26 protein-coding genes and 1 tRNA gene are annotated in these 25,511 nt (G+C 70.3%); 8 read left to right on the plus strand and 19 right to left on the minus strand.

Going from position 1 to position 25,511, the window contains the following annotated elements; all coding sequences use genetic code 11:
- Window positions 1–7 precede the first annotated feature (7 nt).
- Entirely contained in the window at window positions 8–1,093 is a 1,086-nt protein-coding gene (locus ACWTPI_RS30850) for an LLM class flavin-dependent oxidoreductase (protein WP_020201930.1), read from the minus strand.
- A gap of 298 nt (window positions 1,094–1,391) precedes the next feature.
- Here ACWTPI_RS30850 and ACWTPI_RS30855 point away from each other — a divergent pair, with 298 nt between their 5' ends.
- Window positions 1,392–1,616 (plus strand): hypothetical protein, encoded by a 225-nt coding sequence (locus ACWTPI_RS30855; RefSeq protein ID WP_059412464.1) that lies wholly within the window; start codon window positions 1,392–1,394, stop codon window positions 1,614–1,616.
- A gap of 81 nt (window positions 1,617–1,697) precedes the next feature.
- Here the strand turns inward: ACWTPI_RS30855 and ACWTPI_RS30860 are convergent, their stop codons facing one another.
- The 6 genes from ACWTPI_RS30860 to ACWTPI_RS30885 form a co-directional block, all read right to left on the minus strand.
- A complete protein-coding gene (locus ACWTPI_RS30860; RefSeq protein WP_020201932.1) occupies window positions 1,698–2,468 on the minus strand; it encodes a ferredoxin--NADP reductase in 771 nt (256 codons plus the stop codon).
- Between the two features lie 261 nt (window positions 2,469–2,729).
- Window positions 2,730–4,604 (minus strand): family 2A encapsulin nanocompartment cargo protein cysteine desulfurase, encoded by a 1,875-nt coding sequence (locus ACWTPI_RS30865; RefSeq protein ID WP_454733659.1) that lies wholly within the window; start codon window positions 4,602–4,604, stop codon window positions 2,730–2,732.
- Entirely contained in the window at window positions 4,579–5,511 is a 933-nt protein-coding gene (locus tag ACWTPI_RS30870) for a family 2A encapsulin nanocompartment shell protein (RefSeq protein WP_020201934.1), read from the minus strand. The genes ACWTPI_RS30865 and ACWTPI_RS30870 overlap by 26 nt, the downstream gene beginning before the upstream one ends.
- Window positions 5,512–5,685: 174 nt before the next feature.
- Window positions 5,686–5,937 carry a helix-turn-helix domain-containing protein gene (locus ACWTPI_RS30875; RefSeq protein ID WP_454733660.1) on the minus strand — a complete coding sequence of 84 codons (252 nt, stop codon included), beginning with the start codon at window positions 5,935–5,937 and terminating at the stop codon, window positions 5,686–5,688.
- Window positions 5,934–6,905, minus strand: coding sequence for a serine O-acetyltransferase EpsC (gene epsC / locus ACWTPI_RS30880; protein ID WP_059412462.1), 972 nt, complete (start codon window positions 6,903–6,905; stop codon window positions 5,934–5,936). The genes ACWTPI_RS30875 and epsC overlap by 4 nt, the downstream gene beginning before the upstream one ends.
- 133 nt (window positions 6,906–7,038) lie before the next feature.
- Complete coding sequence (locus ACWTPI_RS30885; RefSeq protein ID WP_029043373.1) at window positions 7,039–7,506, minus strand: rhodanese-like domain-containing protein; 468 nt, start codon at window positions 7,504–7,506, stop codon at window positions 7,039–7,041.
- A gap of 292 nt (window positions 7,507–7,798) precedes the next feature.
- On the opposite strand from ACWTPI_RS30885, the gene ACWTPI_RS30890 reads away from it, so the two are divergent.
- Both ACWTPI_RS30890 and hpaI read left to right on the plus strand, forming a co-directional pair.
- Window positions 7,799–8,662, plus strand: a complete 864-nt coding sequence (locus ACWTPI_RS30890; protein ID WP_020201938.1) for a class I SAM-dependent methyltransferase — start codon at window positions 7,799–7,801, stop codon at window positions 8,660–8,662.
- Between the two features lie 135 nt (window positions 8,663–8,797).
- Window positions 8,798–9,598 carry a 4-hydroxy-2-oxoheptanedioate aldolase gene (hpaI, locus tag ACWTPI_RS30895; protein WP_454733661.1) on the plus strand — a complete coding sequence of 267 codons (801 nt, stop codon included), beginning with the start codon at window positions 8,798–8,800 and terminating at the stop codon, window positions 9,596–9,598.
- A 28-nt stretch (window positions 9,599–9,626) separates the two neighbouring features.
- Here hpaI and ACWTPI_RS30900 read toward each other — a convergent pair whose 3' ends face one another.
- Entirely contained in the window at window positions 9,627–10,430 is an 804-nt protein-coding gene (locus ACWTPI_RS30900) for a 5'-3' exonuclease (protein WP_020201940.1), read from the minus strand.
- Between the two features lie 246 nt (window positions 10,431–10,676).
- On the opposite strand from ACWTPI_RS30900, the gene ACWTPI_RS30905 reads away from it, so the two are divergent.
- Together ACWTPI_RS30905 and ACWTPI_RS30910 are read left to right on the plus strand one after the other, a co-directional pair.
- A complete protein-coding gene (locus ACWTPI_RS30905; protein WP_020201941.1) occupies window positions 10,677–10,919 on the plus strand; it encodes a hypothetical protein in 243 nt (80 codons plus the stop codon).
- Between the two features lie 285 nt (window positions 10,920–11,204).
- Window positions 11,205–11,280 (plus strand) — tRNA-Met (locus ACWTPI_RS30910).
- A gap of 113 nt (window positions 11,281–11,393) precedes the next feature.
- On the opposite strand, the gene ACWTPI_RS30915 is transcribed toward ACWTPI_RS30910, so the two are convergent.
- The 5 genes from ACWTPI_RS30915 to ACWTPI_RS30935 form a co-directional block, all read right to left on the minus strand.
- Window positions 11,394–12,095: an RraA family protein gene (locus ACWTPI_RS30915; RefSeq protein WP_454733662.1), complete on the minus strand. Its 702-nt coding sequence runs from the start codon at window positions 12,093–12,095 to the stop codon at window positions 11,394–11,396.
- Window positions 12,096–12,135: 40 nt separating this feature from the next.
- Entirely contained in the window at window positions 12,136–13,338 is a 1,203-nt protein-coding gene (locus tag ACWTPI_RS30920; protein WP_020201943.1) for an aspartate transaminase, read from the minus strand.
- Between the two features lie 69 nt (window positions 13,339–13,407).
- A complete protein-coding gene (locus ACWTPI_RS30925; RefSeq protein WP_082079573.1) occupies window positions 13,408–14,001 on the minus strand; it encodes a LeuD/DmdB family oxidoreductase small subunit in 594 nt (197 codons plus the stop codon).
- Between the two features lie 73 nt (window positions 14,002–14,074).
- Entirely contained in the window at window positions 14,075–15,370 is a 1,296-nt protein-coding gene (locus tag ACWTPI_RS30930) for a 3-isopropylmalate dehydratase large subunit (protein WP_454733663.1), read from the minus strand.
- A 35-nt stretch (window positions 15,371–15,405) separates the two neighbouring features.
- Entirely contained in the window at window positions 15,406–16,389 is a 984-nt protein-coding gene (locus tag ACWTPI_RS30935; RefSeq protein ID WP_454733664.1) for a Bug family tripartite tricarboxylate transporter substrate binding protein, read from the minus strand.
- Window positions 16,390–16,610: 221 nt separating this feature from the next.
- Between ACWTPI_RS30935 and ACWTPI_RS30940 the strand changes: the two genes are divergently transcribed.
- Window positions 16,611–17,558, plus strand: coding sequence for a LysR family transcriptional regulator (locus ACWTPI_RS30940; RefSeq protein ID WP_059412458.1), 948 nt, complete (start codon window positions 16,611–16,613; stop codon window positions 17,556–17,558).
- 94 nt (window positions 17,559–17,652) lie between these two features.
- Here the strand turns inward: ACWTPI_RS30940 and ACWTPI_RS30945 are convergent, their stop codons facing one another.
- On the minus strand, window positions 17,653–18,072 hold the full coding sequence (locus ACWTPI_RS30945; protein ID WP_454733665.1) for a hypothetical protein: 420 nt from the start codon (window positions 18,070–18,072) through the stop codon (window positions 17,653–17,655).
- Window positions 18,066–18,647, minus strand: a complete 582-nt coding sequence (locus ACWTPI_RS30950; protein ID WP_454733666.1) for a peptidoglycan recognition protein family protein — start codon at window positions 18,645–18,647, stop codon at window positions 18,066–18,068. The genes ACWTPI_RS30945 and ACWTPI_RS30950 overlap by 7 nt, the downstream gene beginning before the upstream one ends.
- A gap of 315 nt (window positions 18,648–18,962) precedes the next feature.
- On the opposite strand from ACWTPI_RS30950, the gene ACWTPI_RS30955 reads away from it, so the two are divergent.
- Window positions 18,963–19,940 (plus strand): aldo/keto reductase, encoded by a 978-nt coding sequence (locus ACWTPI_RS30955; RefSeq protein WP_454733667.1) that lies wholly within the window; start codon window positions 18,963–18,965, stop codon window positions 19,938–19,940.
- Between the two features lie 33 nt (window positions 19,941–19,973).
- Here ACWTPI_RS30955 and ACWTPI_RS30960 read toward each other — a convergent pair whose 3' ends face one another.
- On the minus strand, window positions 19,974–21,326 hold the full coding sequence (locus ACWTPI_RS30960) for an MFS transporter (protein WP_454733668.1): 1,353 nt from the start codon (window positions 21,324–21,326) through the stop codon (window positions 19,974–19,976).
- A gap of 578 nt (window positions 21,327–21,904) precedes the next feature.
- Here ACWTPI_RS30960 and ACWTPI_RS30965 point away from each other — a divergent pair.
- Window positions 21,905–22,375, plus strand: a complete 471-nt coding sequence (locus ACWTPI_RS30965; protein ID WP_059412456.1) for a hypothetical protein — start codon at window positions 21,905–21,907, stop codon at window positions 22,373–22,375.
- A 350-nt stretch (window positions 22,376–22,725) separates the two neighbouring features.
- Here ACWTPI_RS30965 and ACWTPI_RS30970 read toward each other — a convergent pair whose 3' ends face one another.
- The 3 genes from ACWTPI_RS30970 to ACWTPI_RS30980 all read right to left on the minus strand — a co-directional run bounded on the left by ACWTPI_RS30970 (window position 22,726) and on the right by ACWTPI_RS30980 (window position 25,370).
- Window positions 22,726–23,043 (minus strand): high-potential iron-sulfur protein, encoded by a 318-nt coding sequence (locus tag ACWTPI_RS30970; RefSeq protein ID WP_029043453.1) that lies wholly within the window; start codon window positions 23,041–23,043, stop codon window positions 22,726–22,728.
- Window positions 23,044–23,451: 408 nt separating this feature from the next.
- Window positions 23,452–23,811 carry an RcnB family protein gene (locus ACWTPI_RS30975; protein WP_043366126.1) on the minus strand — a complete coding sequence of 120 codons (360 nt, stop codon included), beginning with the start codon at window positions 23,809–23,811 and terminating at the stop codon, window positions 23,452–23,454.
- 428 nt (window positions 23,812–24,239) lie between these two features.
- A complete protein-coding gene (locus tag ACWTPI_RS30980; protein ID WP_454733669.1) occupies window positions 24,240–25,370 on the minus strand; it encodes a methyl-accepting chemotaxis protein in 1,131 nt (376 codons plus the stop codon).
- Window positions 25,371–25,511: the final 141 nt, after the last annotated feature.

The following is a 25,511-nucleotide window of genomic DNA, read 5'->3' on the forward strand; positions in this document are numbered from 1 at the left end:
ATCATGCTCATGCCGCCTTGCGGCCGGCTTCGCGCTGCGCCACCAGTGCGCGCACGCGCGGGATCAGTTCGCGGCCGTAGTCCACCGCGTCTTCCAGCGGATCGAAGCCGCGGATCAGGAAGGTGGTGACGCCGAGGTCGTAGTAGTCCAGCAGCGCGTCGGCCACCTGCTCCGGCGTGCCGACCAGCGCGGTGGAGTTGGAGCGCGCGCCGGTCAGCTTCGCGATCTCGGTCCACAGGCGCTTGTCCACGCGCGCGCCCTGGTCGGCCGCGGCCAGCAGGCGGCGCGCGCCTTCGCTCTGCTGCGGGCCGCCCGGCGCCAGGCCGGCCACCTCGCGCAGGTGGCGCGTCCGCGCCAGGATGCGCTCGGCGCGCGCCCAGGCCTGCGCCTCGGTGGCCGCCAGGATCGGGCGGAACGACACCGAGAAGCGCACCTGCCGCCCGTTCTTCGCCGCCTCGGCGCGCACGCGCGCGGTGAGCTCGCGCACCTGGTCGAGCGATTCGCCCCACAGCGCGTACACGTCGGCATGGCGCCCGGCGACCTCGATGGCGACCTGCGACGCGCCGCCGAAGAAGACCGGCACGTGCGGGCGCTGGGCCGGCTTGACCTCGGAGAAGCCCTGCGTGAAGCGGTAGTACTTGCCCTCGTGGTCGAACGGCTTGTCCTCGGTCCAGATGCGCCGCAGGATGCCGAGGTACTCGTCGGTGCGCGCGTAGCGCTCGTCGTGGTTGAGGAAATCGCCGTCGCGCTGCTGCTCCGCATCCGAGCCGCCCGAGATGAAGTGCACGCCGAGCCGGCCGCCGCTGAACTGGTCGAGCGTGGCGATCTGCCGCGCGGCCAGCGTCGGCGCGGTGAAGCCGGGGCGGTGCGCCAGCATGAAATGCACGCGCTCGGTCACGGCCGCCGCGTAGGAGATGGCGAGCGTGGCCGAGGGGCCGGTGGAATGGTGCGGCACCAGCACGCGGTCGAAGCCGCCCTGCTCGTGCGCCTGCGCGAACGCGCGCACGTAATCGCGATCCACCGCCGGCCCGCTGGCCGGATGGATCTCCGACTGCTTCTGGGTCTGGATCATGCCAATGATTTCCACGCTCATCGAAGACTCCCCTGTTGCTGGTTTGCGGATGCGGCGGCGGCGCGCAACGCGCCCGCGCCGCGCGGACAAGCCATGAACATACGCCGCGCGGGCGCGGTTCTTAACGAATAAGAACGACGGTGAATATGCGGTTCACGCCGTGGCGGCCGATGGCGCCGGCCGCATGCCGACCGCATCCCTGGCCGCATCCCTGGCCGCATATCCACAAGCGGTTTTCTTCTTTGCGCGCCCGCGCGCCCGCGCGTTAGCCTGCGCGGGCGCGGGGCATGGCGGCCCCGCCGGCACGGCGGGAGTCACGATGGAACGAGTCAGGGAGCCGGCGCGCGCGCGGGCGGACCGGCAGGCCGGGACGCGGCGCGGCGAATGGCATGAAGGATGGCGCGGACGCGCGGGCGCCGCCGCCACGGTGGCGGGGCTGGGCCTGGCGCTGGGAACGGAGGCGGGCTGGCTGCAACTGGCGGGTGTCTTCCTGACCACCCTGGGCGTGCATTTCTGGGTGATGTCCCGCCAGCAGGGCGGCTAGGGCCGCCGGCAGGAACGCGCCGCGAACGGGCGAGTCAGGCTGGCAAGCGGTGGCGGCATCGCGCCGCCGCCGGCGCAAGCCTCAGTCGACGAAGGCCTTTTCCAGCACAAAGTGGCCGGGATGGCTCATGTTGCCTTCGGTGAACTGGCGCTCGATCAGGATGTTGCGCACGTCCTTGAGCATGTCGGGGCTGCCGCACAGCATGATGCGGTCGTTCTCGAGCGAGAACGGGGGCACGTCCAGGCGCTCGAACAGCTCGCCGGAGGCGATCAGGTCGGTGATGCGGCCCTTGTTGTCGAACTCTTCGCGCGTCACGGTGGGGAAATACACCAGTTTCTCGCGCACCAGCTCGCCCAGGTACTCGTGCTGGGGCAGGTGTTCCTGGATCAGCTCGCGGTAGGCCAGCTCCTCGACGAAGCGGCAGGTATGGGTCAGCACGATCTTGTCGTAGCGGTCATACACTTCCGGGTCGCGGATGATCGACAGGAACGGCGCCAGGCCGGTGCCGGTGGCCAGCAGCCACAGGGTCTTGCCGGGCAGCAGGTTGTCGACCAGCAGCGTGCCGGTGGGCTTCTTGCCGACGAAGATCTGGTCGCCTTCGCGCAGGTGCTGCAGGCGGGAGGTCAGCGGGCCGTCGGGCACCTTGATGCTGAAGAACTCCAGCGTTTCCTCGTAGTTGGCGCTGGCGATGCTGTAGGCGCGCAGCAGCGGGCGGCCGTTGACTTCCAGGCCGACCATCGCGAACTGGCCGTTCTCGAAGCGGAAACCGGGGTCGCGGGTGCAGGTGAAGCTAAAGAGCGTGTCGGTCCAGTGATGGACGGAAAGGATGCTTTGCTGGTTCAGATTGCTCATGAAAAAAGCGCTGGAAAGCGCTGTATTGCGCCGGCGTCGGGGGGCCTGGTGCCAGTGGCGGGCGGGAAGCGTGCCGGTTGCGTTCAACAAGGCGGCTCCGGTCCGAAGGCAGGAAGGCGCGCCGATTCAAGGTGAGAAGATAGCGGATTTTAGGAGAAAACGCAGGCCGCGTGCCAATTCATGCCCGATGTCATGGTTTTATGCGGGTTTCGCGGCCGTTGTGCCTGCGTTTTCAGCGGCTGGTCTCCACTTGCGCCGGCTTCAGCGCCGCCCGGACAGGCGCCTGACCACCGAAATCAGCCGGTCGACCTCCTCCGTGGTGTTGTAGAAGGCCAGCGAAGGCCGCACCGTGGCCTCCAGCCCGAAGCGCCGCAGGATCGGCTGCGCGCAGTGATGCCCGGAGCGCACCGCGATGCCTTCCTCGTTGAGTGCCTGCCCCACCTCTTCGGTCTCGTAGCCCTTGAGCACGAACGACAGCACGCTGGCCTTGTCGCGCGCCGTGCCCACCAGCCGCACGCCCGGAATGGGCTGCAGCAGATGGGTGGCGTACTCCAGCAGGTCGTGCTCGTAGCGGGCGATGTTCTCGATGCCGACCCGCTCCACGTAGTCCAGCGCGGCGCCCAGCCCCACCGCGTCGGCGATGTTGCCGGTGCCGGCCTCGAAGCGGTTGGGCGGCGGCTGGAACACCGTGCGCTCGAAGGTCACGTCGGCAATCATGTTGCCGCCGCCCTGCCAGGGCGGCATGTCCTCGAGCAGCGCGCGCTTGCCGTAGACCACGCCGATGCCGGTCGGGCCGAACACCTTGTGGCCCGAGAACACGAAGAAATCGGCGTCGATGGCCTGCACGTCCACGCGCATGTGCGAGACCGACTGCGCGCCGTCGACCAGCGCGCAGGCGCCGGCGCGGTGCGCCATCTCGACGATCTCCGCGACCGGCACCACGGTGCCGAGCGCGTTCGAGACCTGCGTCACCGAGACGATGCGGGTGCGGTCGTTGAGCAGCTTGCGGTATTCGTCCAGCAGCACCTGGCCCGAATCGTCCACCGGGATCACCCGCAGCCGCGCGCCGGTCTGCGCGGCAAGCTGCTGCCACGGCACGATGTTGGCGTGGTGCTCCAGGTGCGAGACGACGATCTCGTCGCCCTCGCCCACGTGCTTCGCGCCCCAGGTCTTGGCGATCAGGTTGATGGCCTCGGTGGTGCCGCGCACGAAGACGATCTCCTCCGGCGAGGCCGCGCCGATGAAGCGCTGCACCTTGCTGCGCGCGGCCTCGTAGGCGTCGGTGGCGCGCCCGGCCAGCGCATGCGCGGCGCGGTGGATGTTGGAGTTCTCGTGCGCGTAGAAGTACGCGAGGCGGTCGATCACCGACTGCGGCTTGTGAGTGGTGGCGGCGTTGTCGAACCACACCAGCTGGCGGCCGTTGACGCGCTCCTGCAGGATCGGGAAGTCGCGGCGGATGGCGTTGACGTCGAACGGCACGCGCGCCGACGGCGCGGCCCACGGCAGCGCTTCCTTGCCGGCGCGGTCCTGTCCGTAGCCCTGCGCGCCCGGCCCCTGCTGCGGTAGGTGCAGCGAGAGCGGATCGCCGAACGTGGCGATCTCGCGCAGCTCCGCCGCGCCGCCGTGCGGGGCGCGGCCCGCGCCTTCCAGGAAGTAGTAGGCGGGCGCGGCCGAAGCATGGGGCGACGGCGCGGCCGCGTGCGGCACGCCCAGCGCCTGGCCGCCGAAGCGGCTTTCCAGCGCGGGCGCCACCGTCACCACCGTGTCCGGCAGGCCGTTCTGCGCCGCCGCGGTGGGCGTCAGGGACGGCGCGCGGTTGGGCAGCGACAGCACGTGCGTGGGCGCGGCCGGCAGCAGGTTGGCGCCCGGCACGTGGCCTTGCGGGATGGCCGCGCCGGGCACGCCGGTGCCGGTGCCGCCGGGGCCGGCCACGGGCGAGCCCGGCGGCGCGGGGTTGTTCACCAGCGGCGGCGACTGCACGGCGGCCGGCGAGGTGCCCGGCAGCGCCGAGAAGAACGCGCCCGCCAGCCGCGCCAGCGCGGCGGGATCGGGCAGGCCCGGCGGCACCGACGGCGCGCCCGGCAGGCCCGCGGGAGAACCCGCCGCCGGATTACTTGTAGGTGTCAGGGTAGTCATGGTACTTGCCGATCTCCACGTCATCGAGAACCGCCAGCGCGTCCGGCGAATGCACCGCCAGCGAGCAGTACAGCGAGATCAGGTACGAGGCGATCGCCTGGTCGTTGATGCCCATGAAGCGCACCGACAGGCCCGGCCCCTGCTCGCCGGCCACGCCGGGCTGATACAGGCCGACCACGCCCTGGCGCTTGTCGCCCACGCGCAGCAGCAGGATCTTGCTCTTGCCGTCGGCCACCGGCACCTTGTCCGACGGGATCAGCGGGATGCCGCGCCAGGTGATGAACTGCGAGCCGAACAGGCTCACGGTCGGCGGCGGCACGCCGCGGCGCGTGCACTCGCGCCCGAACGCGGCGATCGCCAGCGGGTGGGTCAGGAAGAAGGCCGGTTCCTTCCACACCTTGGCGAGCAGCTCGTCGAGGTCGTCCGGCGTGGGCGCGCCGGTCAGCGGGAACACGCGCTGCTCCTCGGCCACGTTGGCCAGCAGGCCGTAGTCGGGGTTGTTGATCAGTTCGCCTTCCTGGTGCTCCTTGATGGTCTCGATGGTCAGGCGCAACTGTTCCTTGATCTGGTCGTGCGGGCTGCTGTAGAGATCCGACACCCGGGTATGCACGTCCAGCACGGTGCTCACCGCGTTGAGGAAATACTCGCGCGGATGCTCGTCGTAGTTGACGAAGGTGCGCGGCAGCTTGCCCTCGTCGTCGCGCTGGGTGCAGGCCACCTTGACCGACTCGGGGTCCAGCACCTGGTTCAGGCGGTAGATGCCGGCTTCCACCGGCACCCACTGCAGGAAGTGCGTCAGCCAGCGCGGCGTGATGGTCGCAAGCTGGGGGATGGTCTTGGTGGCATTGGCTAGTTGCCGTGCTGCGTTATCGCCGAGCGCCGTGTGGCTGCTCCCGTGTACCGACATGTGCTGCTCCGTGGCTGATGGACAAAAGTGGGTGGGGGCTTATGACAAAAACGAGAATGCTTATTACCGCAGCGATTATCTGGAGCCGGCACGGGCCGTTCAACATGCTATAGACGGCAATCCGCCAACGGCCATCGCGGGCCGCGCCGCGGCGGCTTTCGCGGCGGCGCGCGCTCAGCGCTCGGCCGCCGCCGTGCCGGACTGCGCGGCGGCGCCGGGCGGGCGCAGCAGCCAGGAGATCGGCACGCCCAGCGCCGCGGCCAGCTTCTCCACGGTGACGATGGAGGCGACGGCGCTGCCGCGCTCGATCTCGCCGATGTAGGAGCGGTTCAGGCCCGCATGCTCGGCCAGTTCCTCCTGCGACCACGCATGCGCCTCGCGCAACTGGCGCACCGCCGTGCCCAGGCTCCGCACCAGGTCCGTCATGGCAGGCTGCCCTCGGCGGCAAGCGGCGCGCCGCCGCGCGCGCTCTCGCCGGGCGCGCCGCCGCTGCGGGCCGTCTCGTTGCGGGACACGGCCTGCGTCACGTGCGCGCCCGCCGGCACGTCCTGCGTGACCCAGACGTTGCCGCCGATCACCGCGCCGCGCCCCAGCGTGACGCGCCCGAGGATGGTGGCGCCGGCATAGATGACCACGTCGTCCTCGACGATGGGATGGCGCAGCAGGCCCTTCTCGAGCTTGCCGGTGGCGTCGCGCGGAAAGCGCTTGGCGCCGAGCGTGACCGCCTGGTACAGGCGCACGCGCTCGCCGATGATGGTGGTCTCGCCCACCACCACGCCGGTGCCGTGGTCGATGAAGAAACCGCCGCCGATCCGCGCGCCGGGATGGATGTCGATGCCGGTCTCGGCATGCGCCAGCTCGGCCACGATGCGGGCCAGCAGCGGCAGCCCCAGCCCGTACAGCGCATGGGCGATGCGGTGGTGGATCATGGCGAGGATGCCGGGATAGCACAGCAGCACCTCGTCCACGCTGCCGGCGGCGGGGTCGCCGTGGAAGGCGGCCAGCACGTCGCTGTCGAGCAGCTCGCGGATGCGCGGCAGGCGGTCCGCGAACTCGCGCACCGCGGCCAGCGCCCGCGCCCGCTCGCCGGCCTCGTCGCGCTCGCCGTGGCGCGCGGCGTAGTGCAGCTCGAGCCGGGCCTGGGCCAGCAGGCCGTGCAGCGCGGCGTCGAGCGAGTGCGCCACGTACAGGTTCTCGCTTTCCTGGCGCAGGTCCGGCGGCCCCAGCCGCATCGGGAACAGCACGCCCTTGAGCGCGGCCACCACCTGCGCCAGCGCATCGCGCGAAGGCAGGTCGCGCCCGCCCGGCTCCAGCAGCCGCTGCTGGCCCTCGCGCCAATGCTGGCGCACCTGCTGCAAGGCGAGCACGATCCCGCCGATCTCGAAGTCAGCCACTGTGATGCTCCCCGTTCTGCGTTGTGTTGTTCTGTCGCTCTGTCGCTCTGTCGCTCTAACGTTCTGGCGCTCTGTCGCTGCGCCGCCGTCCCGCGCGGCGTGGCCGGGCATGCCCGGCCCCTGCCCGCCCCGGCTAGTCCTGCACCCAGGGCAGGTCGTGGAAGCGCCAGCCGCCGCTGCGGCCGCGCCGCTGCCGCTCGTCGAGGTCGCCCTCGAAGCCTTCCAGCACGTTGAACACATTGGCCAGCCCCGCCTTGGCGGCGGCCTCGGCGGCCAGCGCGGAGCGGTTGCCGCTGCGGCACAGCAGCAGCACCACGGCGTCCTTGCCGGTCTTGGCTTCCAGCTCGCGCACGAAGCGCGGATTGCGGGTCAGGCTGGTGCCGGTGGCCCAGGGCACGTGCACGCTGTCCGGCACGTAGCCGACGAACTTGCGCTCCTCGGCCGTGCGCACGTCCACCAGCACGGCGTCGCCCGCGCTGAACAGCGCCCAGGCCTGCTGCGGCGTCACGCGGCCCGCGTAGGGCAGGCCGGACGAACGTGCCACGCCGCGCGCGGCTTCCAGCACGGCATGGCTGGTCTGGTTTTCCAATGCAGTCGTCATGTGTCGTGTTCTCCTTGTGGCGCGCGGGCCGTGCGTTGCGCCGGCACGCTGCTCGCCTGTCATCCGCGCCCGTGGCACGGTTTCCGGTGGCCGGCAACCGCCTATAGCCATCACGTCTGCACTATGAAAGCGGGCGCGGAGATTGAAAACGAATAAAAACGCATTTCCAAAGACGGCGGCGGCACGCCGGCGCGCCGGCTTGACAGGCGGCGGCGCCGAGTCCAGATTCGAGTCCGGCCCGCGGCGGCGCGCGATGTGCCGCCACCGCCCCCTCACACCGGCAAAGGACGCCATGACCCCGAAGTCTTCACCGCACCGCCTCGCGCGGCGCGCCCTGCTGCTGGCCTGCGCCGGCACGCTCGCCCTGGCCGCCACCGCGGCGGGCGCCCAGGCCGGCAACGACGAGGCCGCGCTGGCCGCGGCCATCGCCGGCCCGCAGCGCAGCGCCGCCAACAAGGCGCGCGACGCCTACCGCCACCCGCTGCAGACGCTGCGCTTCTTCGGCCTCGCGCCGGGCCAGACCGTGGTGGAGATCGCGCCCGGCGGCGGCTGGTACACGGAGATCCTGGCGCCGCTGCTGCGCGAGCGCGGCAAGCTCTACGCCGCGCACTACGACGCGGGCGCGGCCGGCGAGGAAAGCGCGAAGGCGCGCGCCAACTACGCGCAGAAGCTGGCACGCGACCCGGCCAGCTACGGCAAGGTGGTGGTCGGCACGCTGCCACTGCGCCAGCCCGCCGATTTCGCCCCGCCCGGCAGCGCCGACCTCGTGCTGACCTTCCGCAACATCCACAACTGGATCCAGGACGGCCACCTGGACGACAGCCTGCGCGCCTTCTACGCGGTGCTCAAGCCGGGCGGCGTGCTCGGCGTGGAAGAACACCGCGCCACGCCGGGCACCTCGCTGGACCAGATGATCGCCACCGGCTACGTCACCGAGGACTACGTGATCGACCACGCGCGCGCGGCCGGCTTCGCGCTGGCCGGCCGCAGCGAGATCAACGCCAACCCGCGCGACGGCCACGACCACCCGGACGGCGTGTGGTCGCTGCCGCCCACGCTGCGCGGCGGCGAGCGCGACCGCGCCGCCTTCCTCGCCATCGGCGAGTCCGACCGCATGACGCTGAAGTTCGTCAAGCCGCCGGCGAGCCAGCCGTAGCCGCAGGCGCCGCGCGAACATGCCGGGACGCGGGCATCTGGACCGCGCCACCGGCTGCCCGTATATTCGGCAGGTTCCGCCGCGCCACGCGGCGCCCGCGCACGACAGACCACAACGGCAAACCCGGAGACCCCCATGCCCGCAAACAATCCCTTCAAGGCCGCGCTGTCGGCCGGCAAGCCGCAGATCGGCCTCTGGGTCTCGATGGCCTCGCCCTACCTGGCGGAAGTCTCGGCCACCGCCGGCTTCGACTGGCTGCTGATCGACGGCGAGCACGCGCCCAACGAGCTCGGCGGCATCCTGCACGCGCTCCAGGCCGTCGCGCCCTACCCGTCGCAGCCGGTGGTGCGCGCGGTGGCCGGCGAAGCGCCGCTGATCAAGCAGTTGCTGGACATCGGCGCCAGGAGCCTGCTGGTGCCGATGGTGGACACCGCCGCACAGGCCGCCGCGCTGGTGGCCGCCACGCGCTATCCGCCGCACGGCATCCGCGGCGTGGGCAGCGCGATTGCGCGCGCCTCGCGCTGGAACGCGCGCGCCGACTACCTGGCGGTGGCCGACGACGAAATCTGCCTGCTGGTGCAGGCCGAGACGGCGACGGCGCTGCAGAACCTGGAAGCGATCTGCGCGGTGGACGGCGTGGACGGCGTGTTCATCGGCCCGGCGGACCTGGCCGCGTCGATGGGCCACCGCGGCAACCCCGGCCACCCCGAGGTGCAGGCCGCCATCGAGGGCGCCATGCGCACCATCGTCGCCAGCGGCAAGGCGGCCGGCACGCTGACCTCCGACAACGGCCTCGCGCGCCGCTACCTGGAACTGGGCTGCACCTTCGTCGCCACCGGGGTGGACGTGCTGGTCTATGCCAACGCCGCGCGCAGGCTGGCCGCGGAATTCACCGGCGCCGCCGCGCCGGCCGGCGGGCCCTCGGCGGCGTACTGAAGCACTGCCACCGCCCTCGCGCCCGCGCCTAGGCCGGCTCGGGCAGCCGCAGCATGTTCCACGTCAGCCCGAGCTGCGCATCGGTCCTGAGCGACAGCAGCTGGCGCGACAGCCGCGCCAGATGGGCCTGCTCGGCCAGGTTCTTGCCGATCACGCCCTTCTCCCCGGCCGCGTTGGCGAGCACGCCTTCGAGGTCGCCGTACTGCCCCAGCAGCCGCGCGGCGGTCTTGGCGCCGATCTTCTCGACGCCGGGAATGTCGTCCGAGCTGTCCCCCAGCAGGGCCAGGTAGTCCGCCAGCTGGTGGCTGGCCACGCCGAACTTGTCCATCACGTAGGACTCGTCGAACCACGCGCGCTCGCCGTTCTTCGCGGTGGCGAAGTGGTTGCGCACCACGGCGCCGTCGGCGATCAGCTGGAGCACGTCCTTGTCGGTGCTCACCGGGATCGCCGCGCCGTCCTTGGCGGCGGTCCAGCGGTAATAGGCGGTGCCGATGATGTCGTCGGCCTCGAAGCCATCGATGGCGACGGTCTGCAGACCCAGCACCTCGGTCAGCGTCAGGCGGAAATCCGGGATCACCTCGGCCAGCTCCGGGTCCATCGGCTTGCGGTGCTGGCGGTACGGCGGATAAAGCTCGTGGCGCCAGGTCTTGCCGCCGGTGTCGAACGCCGCCAGCGCATGCGTGGTGCGGCACTCGGCGAGCGCGCGCCGGAACGAGGCCAGCGCCGAGATCACCGCGCCCTCGACCTTGGCCGGGATGTCTTGCGCCGGGTTGGCCTCGTAGACGCGGCGCAGGATGTTCAGGCCGTCGATCAGCAGGAGTGTTTGCGTCATGGTGCGTGCGGTGCGACTTCTCGTCAGACCCTCTATTCTGACGTGCCGGGCCGCCGGCGCAACCGTGGCGCAACCGCGGCGCGGCGCCGGCGGCCGGCCGCGCGCGGCAAAGTGGGCAAGACGGCGGGCGCGAAAGGCAACGGCGGCGATGGCCGCGGCGCTTCAAGCGGCGCGATTGGCGAGAACCCGGGGTTGCGCGCGCGCCCCACTCCGTCTAGTCTGACCACATCCAACCCGCGCCCGGAAATGAACAACAATCACGACACCCGCCAGGCAGTACTCGACGCCCTGCAGAAAGCGGGCACCCCGATGGATGCATACCAGGTCGCCAAAGCCGCGGGCGTCAGCCCGATCCAGGCCGCGCGCACCCTGACCAAGCTCAGCGCCAAGGGCATCGTGCAGCCCCAGGACCCGCTGAGCGACGAAGCCGACCTGTCCGCGCGCTTCACGCTGGCACCGGCGCAGAAGGCGGACGGCAGCACCGGCTGACGACTTCCCGGGCCGTTCCGCGCGCCCATGCCTCCCGGCACGCCGCCGGGCCGCCGGCATTATTGCGCCGGCAGGAACGATGCGAAGCCCCGCCGGCGCCGCTCCGATCACGTCGGATGATGGCCGTGAATACGGTTTTTCCCACTTCATAGCACGAAGATGCGCAAACTTGCGCGATCTTTCCACCACCCAGCCCCGTATCGAGCACCCGGCTCCCACCGACAATGGAAAAAGAAAATCCAATCAGGACTTTCCATTACGCATCAATCCGGGTATATTTCGTTTCGCGGGGTGGAGCAGTTGGCAGCTCGTCGGGCTCATAACCCGAAGGTCGCAGGTTCAAGTCCTGCCCCCGCAACCAGGATTCCAGCAAAGCCCGCACGGTTCACGCCGCGCGGGCTTTGTGCTTTCCGGCGGCCGCCGCGCGCCCGCGCATGCCCGGCCCGCCGGCCAGGCATGCGCGGGCGTGGCCGTTCAGACCGGCAGGCCCTTGGCCCGCAGCACGGCGTCGAAGCGCTCGCGGTCGGCGGTGCCGGTGCGGTTGGATTCGCGGATCTGCGCTTCCTTCTCCAGGTGGGCGCGGGTCCTGCGCAGTACGTCGGCCGCCTCGGCCGCCGGCACCGCGATCACGCCGTCGGCGTCGCCGATCACGAGGTCGCCCGGCATCACCACCAGCCCGGCGCACGACACCGGCACGTTGATCTCGCCCGGGCCGTCCTTGCTCGGGCCGCGGTGGGTGTGGCCCCTGGCGAAGATCGGCATGCCCTCCTCGGCCCACTCGCACAGGTCGCGCACGGCGCCGTCGATCACCAGGCCGCCGAGCTTGCGGGCCACGCAGGTGGTGCGCATCAGGCCGCCGACCAGCGCCTGCGTCACGTCGCCGCCGCCGTCGATGACCAGCACGTCGCCGGCCTCCACCATCATCAGCGCCTTGTGGATCATCAGGTTGTCGCCGGGCCGCACGCGCACCGTGACGGCCGGGCCGCACAGCACGGTATCGAGCCGCGCGTGGTACTGGCGCAGGCCGATGGCGCCCACGTTGCGGCTCATGGCGTCGCCCACAGCGGCCACCGGCATGTCGCGGAAGGCCGCCACGAGGTCGGCCGCGGGGCCGGCCGCGCGCGGGTTGATGCGGTAGCCGGCGGGCCACTGGACGGGTTGGGATTCGGTGCTCATGGGCGTCTCCAGGTTCGGTTTTCGGTTGGGCCGGGGCGGATCAGCGCAGCGCCTCGCAGGCCGCGCGCAGGCGGCGCATGCCTTCGCGCAGCTGCGCCTCGGAGGTGGCGAACGAGATGCGGAAGAACGGCGACATGCCATACGCGGCGCCCTGCAGCACGGCCAGGTTCTGCGACTCCAGCAGGTAGAGCACGAAATCGTTGTCGGTCTCGATGACCTTGCCCTCCGGCGTGCGCTTGCCGATCACGCCCGCGCACGACGGATAGACGTAGAACGCGCCTTCGGGCGAGTGGCAGGTGATGCCCGGCATGCTGGACAGCTCGGCCACCACCATGTCGCGCCGCGACTGGAAGATGCGCGTGCGCTCGGCGATGAAGTCCTGCGGGCCGTTCAGCGCCTCGAGCGCGGCGGCCTGGCTGATCGAAGACGGGTTCGACGTGCTCTGCGACTGCAGCTTGACCATCGCCTTGACCAGCTCGGCCGGCGCGCCGCCGTAGCCGATGCGCCAGCCGGTCATCGCATACGCCTTGGAGACGCCGTTGATGGTCAGCGTGCGCGCCTTCAGGGCCGGCTCGACCTCGGCGATGGTGCAGAACTTGCGGCCGTCGTAGAGGATGTGCTCGTAGATGTCGTCGGTCATCACCCACACGTGCGGATGGCGCATCAGCACCTCGGCCAGCGCCTTGAGCTCGGCATGGGTGTAGGCCGCGCCGCTGGGGTTGTTGGGCGCGTTGAGCACCAGCCAGCGCGTGCGCGGCGTGATGGCGCGCTCCAGGTCCTCCGGGCGCAGCTTGAAACCGTTCTCGGGCGGGCACGGCACGAACACCGGCGTGCCGTCGGCCAGCAGCACAATGTCCGGGTACGACACCCAGTACGGCGCCGGAACGATGACCTCCACGCCCGTGTCCACCGTGCACATCAGCGCGTTGAAGATGATCTGCTTGCCGCCGGTGCCGACGATGATCTCGCTGGCGGCGTAGTCGAGGTTGTTGTCGCGGCGGAACTTGGCGGCGATGGCCGCCTTCAGCTCGGGCGTGCCGCCCACGTCGGTGTACTTGGTGCGCGAGGCGGCCATCGCGCGCGTGGCGGCTTCGCAGACATGCTGGGGCGTGTCGAAGTCAGGCTCGCCGGAGGTCAGGCCGACGATGTCGCGGCCGGCGGCGCGCAGTTCGCGCGCGCGTTGTCCGGCCATCGAGCTCGGCGACGGTTTGATGCGGTTGAGGCGGGCGGCAATGAAAGTCATGATGCGGGCGGTTCCAGGTTGAGAGGGCGATCGAGGTTCGGGATTCGGGGTTCGGGGTTCGGGGCGGGCTCAGGCCAGCTTGCGGTGGTGGCGCAGGTACGGCACCAGCCCGCCGGCCGCGCGGATGGTCAGCACGATGTCAGGCACGGGCTCGCACGCGATGCGCCGCGCCGGCGCTGCGTGCGCTGCATGCGCCGGAGAGCCGACCAGCAGCTCGGCGCTGGCGCCGTCCAGGCGCAGCGCCAGGGCATCGCCTTCGGCAATGCCCGCGGTATCGGCGGTGATCAGCAGCAGGCCGTTGTTGATGGCGTTGCGCCAATAGGTGCGCGCGAAGCTGCGCGCCACCACCACGCGGATGCCCGCGGCCAGCACCACCGTGACCGCGACTTCCATCGCGGAGCCGCAGCCGAAGTTGTGGCCGGCCACCAGGATGTCGCCATCGGCGACGCTGGCGGCGAAGGCGGGATCGAGGTCTTCCAGCAGGTAGCGGCGCAGCACCCGCGGATCGAGGCTGTCCTTCTTGCGGCTGGAGGCGATCAGGTAGTCGGTGTTGATGTCGTCGCCGAGCAGGCGCGCGCGGCCGTGGATGCGCTCGGCGCCGTCCGGCGACCGCCGCGATTGCTGCTGTTCTTGCTGCTGCTGTTGTTGCGCTATCTGCTGCATCGTCTGCTGCTCGGTTTGCTGCTCGGTTTGCTGCTGCGTTCACTGCATGGCTGGCATCGGCCGCACCTAGGCCTCACGGCGCGAGGTCGCGCGGGTCCACCAGGTGGCCGGTGACGGCCGCGCCCGCGCACGCGCGCGGCGACGCCAGGAAGATCTCCGACTGCCGGTTGCCCATGCGCCCCTTGAAATTGCGGTTGGCGGTGGAGATCACGCGCATGCCGTCGGCGGGAATGCTGCCGCAGGTGCCGCAGCACGCGCCGCAGCCGGGCGGCTGGATCTCCGCGCCGAGCGCCTCGAACTCGGCCAGCATGCCGCTGCCCGCCAGCTCGGCGCGCACCGTCTCGGAGGCCGGCGTCACCACCAGCCGCACGCCGGGCGCCACGCCGCCGCCGGCGCGCAGCACGTCCAGCGCCTCGCGGTAGTCCTTGCTGCGCCCGCCCGTGCAGGTGCCGAGGTAGACCATGTCGACGCGGGTCGCCGGCGCCTGGGCGAGGTCGATCACGCCGTCCACGCGGTGCGGCAGCGCCACCTGCGGGACGACGGCGCCGAGGTCGAAGTCGAGCGTGCCGGCATAGGCCGCGTCCGGGTCCGCCGCGGCCGGCTCGTAGGGCTCGCGCGCGCGGCCCGACAGCCAGGCCGCGGTGCGCGCGTCGAACGGGAACAGGCCCGCCTTGGCGCCCATCTCCACCGACATGTTGGCCAGCACGATGCGGTCGTCCATGTCGAGCGCGGCCACGCCGGGCCCGGCGAATTCCAGCGCCAGGTAGTTGGCGCCGCCCGCGCCGATGCGCCGCGCCATCGCCAGCGCGAGGTCCTTGGCCGAGGCATGGGCCGGCAGCGCGCCATGCAGGCGGATGCGCAGCGAGCCCGGCACCTTCAGCCACAGCTGGTTGCATTGCAGGATGCCGGCCAGGTCGGAAGAGCCGATGCCGGAGCCGAAGGCATTGAGCGCGCCGTAGCTCACGGCGTGCGAGTCGGCGCCCACCGCCAGCGTGCCCGGCCGCACCCGACCGCGCTCCAGCATCAACTGGTGGCCGATGCCCTCGCCCGCTTCGAACAGGCCCACGCCGTGCGCCAGCGCATAGGCCCGCGCCACTTCCTGCAAGGCCAGCGCGCGCGCGCCGGAGGTGGCGCCGTAGTGGTCCAGCGCGAACACCAGCCGCTCGGGCGCCGCCGGCGGCGGCAGCGGCTCGCCCTCGGGCTGCATCTGGCGGAAGTAGTCCAGCGCCATCGGGATCGAGCCGTCGGTGCCCATGACGGCATGCGGCGCGCAGATGGCGAGGTCGCCGGCACGCACGTCGCGGCCGGAGGCGCGCGACAGCAGCTTCTCGGCCAGCGTGCGGCCCGGGGATTGGTCGGTGTTCGCCATCGTGTCGGTCGGGAGGAAGGGGCGGCGGCGCGGGGTCAGTTGAGCTTGATGTTGGCGGTCTTGACCACCTTGCCCCACTTCTCGTGCTCGGACTGGATCAGCCGCGCGAACGCCTCGGGCGGGCCGCCGACCGGCTCCACGCCCAGCTGCACCAGCTTCTCCCTGACCTCGTCGGTGGCCAGGATGCGGTCGATGGCGCGGTTGAGCTTGAGCACGATCGCGCGCGGGGTGCCGGCCGGCGCCACGATGCCGCACCACGACAGCGACTCGTAGCCCTTGAAGCCGGCCTCGTCCACGGTCGGCACGTTGGGCAGGCCGGGCAGGCGCTTGCGGCTGGTCACGGCCAGCGCGCGCAGCTTGCCCTGCTGCACGAAGCCGATGGAGGACGGCGCGTTGTCGAACAGCATCGTCACCTGTCCGCCCAGCAGGTCGGTCAGCGCGGCGGAACTGCCCTTGTAGGGCACGTGCAGGATGTCCACGCCCGACATCGCCTTGAACAGCTCGCCCGACAGGTGGGTGGAGCTGCCCGGGCCCGACGAGGCGAAGCTCAGCGTGCCCGGCTTGCTCTTGGCCAGCGCCACCAGCTCCGACACGGTGGTGGCCGGCAGGCTCGGCGAGACCACCAGGATGTTGGCGTTCTGCGTGACGTAGCTCACCGGCACGAAATCCCGGGCCACGTCGTAGTTCATGCGGCTGTAGAGATGGTCGTTGATCGAGAGCACGCCGGTGGCGCCCATCAGCAGCGTGTAGCCGTCCGCGGGCGCCTTGGCCACCAGCTCGGCGCCGATGTTGCCGCTGGCGCCGGCGCGATTGTCCACCAGGAACGGCTGCTTGAACTGCTGCGCCAGCTTCTCGGCGACGATGCGCGCCACCACGTCGGTCGAGCCGCCCGGGGCGAACGGCACCACGATGCGCACCGCCTTGTTGGGATAAGCGTCGTCGGCGGCGCCGTCGGCCGCGGCGGCCAGGCATGGCAAACAGGCAAGCAGTACTGCGCTAAGGCGGATCAGGCGCTTCATCGGGGGTCCTTGGTGGGGGAAAGAAGGTGTCGCTGTGCTGGCTTCGGGCTTTCTTGTCTTTTTGTCGTTCGCCACGCAGTACCGCCGCCGTGGATGAAGAACGATTCTAGGGACGCCGATTAATCCAGACAAACGAATTTATCTTGCCGATTTTTCTGAAAAGCTGAAAAATAGGCTGGCGCGCCGTCCCCGCGCCGCCACCTACGCTCCGGACCCGCCCCATGCGCCACAACGTCACCCTCAAGCAACTGCGCTGCTTCCTCGCCGTGGCCGATACCGGCTCGTTCACCGCGGCGGCGCTGCGCCTGTGCATGACCCAGTCCGCGCTCACCGCCACCATCCAGCAGCTCGAAGAAGCGGTGGACCTGAAGATGTTCGACCGCACCACGCGGCGCGTGGCGCTGACCCAGCACGCCGAGCGCTTCCGCCCCGAGGCGGAGAGGGTCGTCAACGGCTTCGACAGCTCGGTCTACGACCTGATGGCGCTGGCGCAGGGCAACCGCGGCCACCTGCGCATCGGCGCGGCCACCTCGGTCATCAACCTGTTCCTGGTCAGCGCCATCCCGCGCTTTCGCGAGACCTACCCCGAGATCACCATCTCGCTGCGCAACCCCGCCGCGCGCCAGGCCGAGCGGCTGGTGCTCGAAGGCGAGGTGGACTTCGCCATCGACAGCAAGTACCAGGGCCACGAAGGCCTGCACTACACCCCGCTGCTGTCCGACTGCTACGGCGTGGCCTGCCACCGCGACCTGCCGCTCGCGCACCTGGGCCGGCCGCTGCGCTGGGCCGACCTGCCGCCCGCCCAGTACATCGGCTTCAACGCGGACACCGGCATCGGCCACTTCCTGCGCAGCCACGCCACGCACTGGCCCGTGCTCGGCGGCGCGCACGACGAGGTGGAAAGCACGGGCGCGCTGTTCGCCATGCTCGGCACCGGCAAGCAATACTCGGTGCTGCCCGCGCTGGCCTACCAGGGCCACGCCTATCCGGGACTGGTCTTCCTCGAACTGCACGAGCCGCGCCTGTCGCGCGAGATCTGCGTGATCACCCGGCCGCTGCGCTCGCTGTCGCCGAGCGCGCAGCGCCTGCTCGGCGTGCTGCTCGACGACATCCGCCGCCAGCCGCTGCCGCCCGGCGTGACGCTGGCGGCGCCGGCGGCGCAGGAGTGAGGTGATTGCAGTTGTTGCCAACCTTTCGGGGTGCTGGGAGCGACGTCGCGTGCTGTGGAGTTGCAGCATCGCTGCCCAGCGCAGTCAGTACGCATCAATCGCCTTTGTAGTCATAGCCTCCAGCGAACGGATCGATCCATTTGTTGTTTCCGTGGAAAACCGTCAACATGTCGCCCCGGTTGAACTCGAGGTCCGCAACCCCGCCCGAGAATAATCTCCACTTTCCGAAATGACCATCGGAAAAGAAAACCATGCCAGTCGCATAACATGACGAATATCTGGAGTGCATGAGAACATAGCGCTCCACCGGGTATGCCTTGGCAAAAAAATGCCTTACCTGATTTTCCGTCGGCTGGAATTTCCGGCATTCTTGCGGTATCGTCGGATCATTGCTGCTTTCGTGAAGTCCGGTCGCCTGGATAACGACCCGGTCGACACCGCGCGACGAAGCCGGCATCGCAACCGAGCCCAGCAACAGCGCTGCGAGCCATACGCTGATCTTGTGCCCTACCATTGCGCCGTACTCGCTTCTGTCTGGTTTTTGTGTGACAGATCAGGATGACGATAAATCTCGGACATTGACACACCGAGCGTTTCGATGAGCTCCCCTATCAGCCATTTCAGGGACTCCCCTTGCTTCTGATTTACCGGCTCATAAATCTTGTTCTTGTCGTACATCCCCACGATCTCGATCCCGATCGAGTCGGTATTCCACGGGTAGCGATTCGGCCATGTCTTCCGGATTTCGTAACTCGAGCGCGGAATGATTTTCATCTTTGTCACTTTCTTTATCTCGGTCGGCGAGCACTTCCTTTCCACCAGACATCGGGACTTCAAAATACCTACATGGGCAGTAACCTTGAACAATGAGGCAGTCTGGTAGACTTTGCCATCGCGATCTATCAGAAAGTGAGCCCCATTTGCCCCTGGAGTCCTATAGCTTTCAAACGCACTATTCGCTGTAGACCCTCCGGTTTGATGGACGACAATGCCATTGACCTTCTCCATTGGCCCGTTCTCGATTGCCGGAAAGATCTTCACGATGACGCGCTCCGCGTCCACATGGCCCTGCTTCGATATGAACAGCATGAAGTCTCCTATTCCATGATTCCTTCTATGTTGATCCGATCTGCGTCGTGAACGCATGCCCCATGCGCGATCCCGACGGCCAAACCTATCAAACATCAGAAATTGGATATATTGGACCCGTCTGATTTTCAATCGCGGCTTGCTTTTGCCATTTCCACGCGGTGAAACCGCTGCGACAAAATCGAAGATGCCGGTCCGCTGTTCGCGATAGCGCGCGGAAGAGGCCAGTCTCCGCCGCGCGCGCCGCCTGCAGCCGCGCGGGGATTGGCCTACCATGCAACGCTCACCAACCACCGATCACCAAGGAGCGGCAAGATGGATTACGTGCGGTTTGGCTCGACAGGACTGAAGGTTTCGCGGCTGTGCCTGGGTTGCATGACCTACGGCGTGCCCGAGCGCGGCAACCACCCGTGGACGCTGGGCGAGGAAGCCAGCCGTCCGCTGCTCCGCCAGGCGCTGGACGCCGGCATCAACTTCTTCGACACCGCCAACGTCTACTCGGACGGCACCTCGGAGGAAATCGTCGGGCGCGCGCTCAAGGATTTCGCGCACCGCGACGACGTGGTGATCGCTACCAAGGTGCACGGACGCATGCGGCCTGGCCCCAACGGCGCGGGGCTGTCGCGCCGGGCCATCCTGGCGGAGATCGACCACAGCCTGCGCCGGCTCGGCACCGACTACGTGGACCTGTACCAGATCCACCGCTGGGACCCGGCCACGCCGATCGAGGAAACGCTGGAAGCGCTGCACGACGTGGTCAAGGCCGGCAAGGCGCGCTATATCGGCGCCTCGTCGATGTTCGCGTGGCAGTTCTCGCGCGCCATCCACACCTCGCGCCAGCGCGGCTGGACGCAGTTCGCCAGCATGCAGGACCACGTGAACCTGCTCAACCGGGAAGAGGAGCGCGAGATGCTGCCGCTGTGCGCGGCCGAGGGCATCGCGGTGATGCCGTGGAGCCCGCTGGCGCGCGGCCGGCTGACGCGGCCGTGGCATGCCGGCAGCGCGCGCGAGGCCAGCGACGAGTTCGGCAAGACGCTGTACCGCGGCGCCGAGGATGCGGACCGCGCCGTGGTGGAGCAGGTGCACGCCATCGCGCAGGCGCGCGGCGTGCCGGCGGCGCAGGTCGCGCTGGCGTGGCTGCTGCAGAAGCCGGGCATCACCTCGCCCATCGTGGGCGCGTCCAAGCCGCATCATCTCGAGGATGCGGTGGCCGCGCTGTCGCTCGGGCTAAGCGCCGAGGAAATCCAGGCGCTGGAAGCGCCCTACGTGCCGCACGAGCCGGTCGGGTTCTAGCCCCGGAGCAGCCCGCGGCGGCAGATCAAGGCATCAGGGCTTGCCGGCCGCCGCCGGCTCGCGCGCGACCAGCCGCAGCCCGCTGGCGATGCTGGCCACGCCGGCGAAGCCCGCGCCCAGCGCCAGCGCCAGCGTCGGCCCGTGGTGCCCGGCGATGCTGAAGCACAGCGCCACCAGCGCGGCGCCGGTGGCCTGGCCCAGCAGGCGCACGGTGGCGATGGTGCCGCTGGCACCGCCGGCGCGCTCGCGCGGCGCGCTGGACATCAGCGCCTTGAGGTTGGGCGACTGGAAGAAGCCGAAGCCGGCGCCGCAGATCGCCATGCGGATGCCGATGTCGAGCGCGCTCGGTTGCGCCGGCATCAGCGCCAGCGAGGCCATGCCCGCGCTCAGCACCGCCAGCCCCACGCCGCCCAGCAGGCCCGGCGGATAGCGGTCCGACAGCCGCCCGGCGATGGGCGCCATCAGCGCCACCACCGCCGACCACGGCGTCATCAGGAAGCCGGTCTCGATCGGGCTGCGGCCCAGCACGCTCTCGAAGAAGAACGGCAGCGACACGAAGGCCAGCCCCTGCGCGGCGAACGAGCACACCGCGGTCATCGCCGACAGCGCGAACATCGGCCGCTTCATCAGGTCCACCGGCAGCATCGGCGCGGGATGGCCGCGCTCGCGGCGCAGCAGCAGCACGAAGGCCACCGCGAACACCGCCAGCGCCGTGAGCGACTGCGCCGCCGGCGCGCGCTGCGCGCCCTCGCCCAGCGCGAAGATCAGCGAGGCGAAGGTAAGCACGTTGAGCCCGGCCGCCACGCGGTCGAAGCGGTGCGTGCTGCGCGCGGTCTGCGGCAGCGTGGGCCACGCCGCGGCCAGCGCGAGCAGGCCGATCGGCAGGTTGACGGCGAACAGCCAGGGCCACGGCCCCAGCGAGAGGATCAGTGACGCCACCGTGGGCCCGACCGCGAACGACACGCCCACCACCAGCGCGTTCAGCCCCACGCCGCGCCCGAGCCGGTGCGGCGGGAAGATCGCGCTGACCAGCGCCGCGTTCACGCTCATGATGGCGCTCGCGCCCACGCCCTGCAGCAGGCGCGCGGCCGCCAGCGAGGGCAGCGACCACGACAGCGCGCACACCACCGAGGACACGATGAACAGCATCAGCCCGCCCAGGTAGACGCGCCGGTGCCCGATGATGCCGCCCAGCGCCGCGAACGGCAGCACCGTGGCGACCATCGCCAGCTGGTAGGCATTGATGATCCAGACGGAGGCCGCCGGCGTGGCGTGCAGGTCGGCCGCGATGGCCGGCAGCGCGGTATTGGCGATGGCCGTGTCCAGCGTGGCGAGCGATACCGCCAGCAGCATGGCGGCCATGCCGCGGCGTTCGATGGATGTCATGGGCGCGTCTGCGGCGCGCGCTGCCAGGTTGGAGTCCGCTGTGTTCGACACTGTCTTTACCGGTAACCGCTTCGGGCGTGCCGCGCGTGCGTCGCGTGCCATGCGCCCGCCATGTCTGATACATGGACCGCGGCTCGGCGCTGGGGGCCGGCCGAAAGCCGCGGCAAGCCGACACGATAAGGGAAAACGCGAATATCTGCTGGCCTGCCGGCCGCGCCGGCGCCGCGAGGCGGTCCGCGCGGCCGCGGCGCGCGCGCCGGCCGGCCCGGGAACCCGCGCTCCGCCCGCAGCCCCGCGCCGCGGAGCCAGTCCGTCGCCACGCCCGGCGGGAGCAGCGCGAGCCGCACCGGCCATCCGGCGCCGCCTGGGATTTTCCCTTGGTTTGCGGCCGCAAGCGCAGTCCCCTGCCTTTTCCGGCCCGCGCCGCGCCGCGCGCGCTTCGCCGGTGCCACCTTTGTCTGCTAATGTCTGACCCGCAGGAAAACCGGGGGAGGAGAGACCGCCGGCCCCGCGCCGCCCGGGCCGGCCAAGCACCGGCCCCTGGCCTGCGGCAATGCCCAAAGACAGGAGACAAGACAATGCGGCCCAAGGCTCTAGAACCGACCGAATCCGTGCTGCTCGCCCTCATGGCAAGCGTGCGCGAATGGCAGCGCGCGCTCGACCAGACCCTTTCGGAGGTCGGCCTCGACTATCCCGGCTGGCTGCTGCTGCGCGCCATCCGCCAGGAGGAGTTCGTGCGCCACGCACCCTATGCCGGCCTGATGCCGATCCCGGTGGCGCAGTCCGAGTCCATGCTCGGCCCGCTGCAGGCGGAAGGCTGGATCGCGCTCGACGCGGCCGGCACGCCCTTCATCCCCGACACGGCGCTGCCGCGCATCGACCGCGTGTACAGCGCGCTGAAGGCGCTGCACTCGGTTTCGCTGGCGCCGTTCAGCAGCGAGGAGCGCGCCGTGCTCACCGCGTCGCTGCTGCGCATGAAGGCCACCCTGCACGACCACTGCGTGCGCCGCGGCCGCCAGGCCGTGCGCCAGGTCGAGATGCAGTTCTGACCGCGGCGGGAAATACGATAACGGCTGGAGGATCGGCGCGACAGGATCCGCGCCGCAACGTGACCGGCGTGACCGGCGTGCGGAACGATGTCCGCGTGGCGCGAAATGGCGGCCCGGGTGATCCGGCAACCGCGCCGGCAACCGCGCCGGCAGCGAACGGCACCGTCGGCGGCACCGTCGGCGAGGTGGCGGCACCAGCCGCCACGCCCGCGAAAACCGTGAAAGCGGCCGGCCCGAAGACCCGGAAACCGGATCGGGCAGGCCGTCGCGGCGGCGGCGGGAATGCCCCGCCGGCGGCGCCGCGCCCAGGCACACTCAGGCGCACTCAGGCGCGCCGCATCCGGCCTTCCTCAGGCCTTCTTCACCCATGCGCTGCACCAGCCCTTGCTGGCGACCTGCTTGCCGGCGAACAGCGGGCAGGCGCCGCTGGCGTCGGTCGCCTTGCCCTGGAACAACTGGCAGTTGCCGCAGTGCTGGGTGGCGTCGTGCTTGGGGTACTTGGCCTTGTCGACCTTGCTGGAGTCGGCCTTGTAGCCGAGTCCGACCGCTTGCGGGTCCTTCTCGTCCACCAGCGGCCCGCTGCCCTGCGCGCGCGCGGGGAGGGACAGCACCAGCGCACCGGCGGCGACGATCGGGATGCCTTTCAAGAAATGACGGCGTGATGACATCTTTTAATCCTTTTTTCTGTGGGGGAACAACCTGGGCAGGCCACGCGCGCAAGACGCGGCAAGGCCGGCAGCCATCGGCGCGCCATGCGGCACGCCCGATACCGGCTCGGCCGCGCGGCAGGCCGCCGCGGGCGCCAGACACACCCGCCACGGACCCACGCCGGCGCCTGAAGCCGGTACCCGATAGATTCTAGGCCAACGCGGCCGCGCGGCGCCGCGCGCGTGATGCGCGCGGCGGCCGCGCTTGACGCAGGGCAACATAACGCCGGGAAACCGCACGCCGGCGGCAAAAAACGGGTAGAGGAAAGAAAACGGCCGGCGCGCGGCAACACCGCGCGCCGGCCGCGCGCCCATCCGCGCGTGGCGCGTGGGCAGCAGAGAAAGACGGCGGGATGACCGGGTCGCCGCCTAGCGGCCCGGCCCCATGTCCACGATCGCGCCGTTGGGCGCCACCAGGTAGAAGTCCGCGCCCACGCCGACCCAGTGGCGTCCCTTGGGCGGCGCCGGCAGGTTGTACCCGCGCCAGTCGTCCACCACGTACTGGCGGTCGCGGTATTCGGCCGGAAGCCGGTCGCCCTTGTGCCAGCGCGGCGGCGTCATGCGGTCGTTGTTGCGGTCGTCGCCCGGCCCCGGGCCACCCGCCTGGGGCTGGTACTGATAGCCGCGCCCGCGGTCGGGCCCGGGCTGCGCGCTGCCCTGCGCCGAGGCCAGCAACCCGGCGGCGAGCAACAGGCCCGCCAGCAATCTGCTTTTCACGGTTTTTGTCATCGAGCACTCCTTTGGTCGGCCACGATAGCCGCGGTGGCCGCGCGGTGGCGGCACGTCGACACGTCGATCCGGGCACGCGCCATGCCACGAGCCGGCCACGCGCGCGGCAATCCGTCGCAATGGCGTGGTTCGCAACTTCGATGCCCGCTTCAAGGATAGTGGCTGCGGCGCATGGCGCCGGCGCCATGCGCCCGGACCGCCGCGCGCGGGCCACGGAAAGGCCACGGCAAGGATGGGCGGGGAGGTCGGTAAGAATTGCAACGGGCGCACAAACTGCACGGGCGGCCGGGGAGGCGCCGTGAAATCCGGGACGCTTGTGTTCTCCCCTCTCCCGCGCGTGGGAGAGCAACCGGAGGAGGGCCGGCGCATCGGCGAAGTGGCGGCCTGCGCCGTTCGCGGGCGCTTGTCCTCTCCCCCGCCCGGCCGCCTCAGTCCAGCTTGAACTCGCCGACCGCGCCCTGCAGTTGCTGCGCCTGCTCGGCCAGCGCGGTGGACGCGGAGGCGGCCTGCTCCACCAGCGCCGCGTTCTGCTGCGTGACGGTGTCCATCTGCATCACCGCCTGGCTGACCTGATCGATGCCGCTGCTCTGCTGCGCCGAGGCCACCGAGATTTCCTTGAGGATGACCGTCACCTGGCGCGAGGCCTCGACGATCTCGCGCATGGTCTCGCCGGCGTGCTCCACCCGCACGGAGCCGGTGCGCACCTGCTCGGCCGAATCGCCGATCAGGCCGCGGATTTCCTTGGCCGCCGCCGCGCTGCGCTGCGCCAGCGTGCGCACCTCGCCCGCCACCACGGCAAAGCCGCGGCCCTGCTCGCCGGCGCGCGCCGCTTCCACGGCGGCGTTGAGCGCCAGGATATTGGTCTGGAAGGCGATGCCCTCGATCACGTCGATGATGTCGACCACCTTCTTCGAGCTGGCGCTGATCGCGTGCATGGTCTCCACCACCTCGCCGACCACGGCGCCGCCGCGCTCGGCGATCTGCGAAGCATTGGCCGCGAGGTCGTTGGCGGCATGCGCGCGCTCGGTGTTCTGGCGCACCATCGTGGTCAGCTCGCCCATGCTGGAGGCGGTTTCCTGCAGCGCCGCGGCCTGCTCCTCGGTGCGCTGCGAGAGGTCGGTGTTGCCCACCGCGATCTGCCGGGAGGCATCGGTGATGGAATCGGTCGATCCCTTGATGCGGCTGACCAGGTCGGTCAGCATGTCTTCCATCTCGCCCATGCCGCGCAGCAGGCGGCCGAACTCGCCGCCGCGCTCGGTCTCGAATTCCTGGCTCAGGTCGCCGGAGGCCACGGTCTCGGCGATATAGACCGCCTCGCCAAGCGGCTGCTCCACCCCGCGCGCGATGACGAAGGTGAAGACCACGGCGGCCAGCAGCGCGGCCCCCCACAAGCCGTACATCCACGCGCGGGCGGAAGACACGGCCTGCTCCAGGTCGCCCCCGGCGGCGTCCGGCAGGCTGCCCAGCCCCGCCACGATCCCCGCCGCCGCCAGTACCAGCACCACCGCGAAACCGGCGCCCAGGCGCGCGCGGATGCTCAGGTTGCCAAAGAACGCCATCGTTTCATCTCCCCGTTATCATGGACTTCGCCCGTTTCGTCACCTGGTTAACGACCGGGCCGGAGAAGAACTTTAGGAAAATATTCGCGCGCCGCGGTGACAGGCCATTGCCACGGGACCCGCGCGGGGCGCGGGATGATA

This window comes from Cupriavidus ulmosensis (assembly GCF_977008105.1).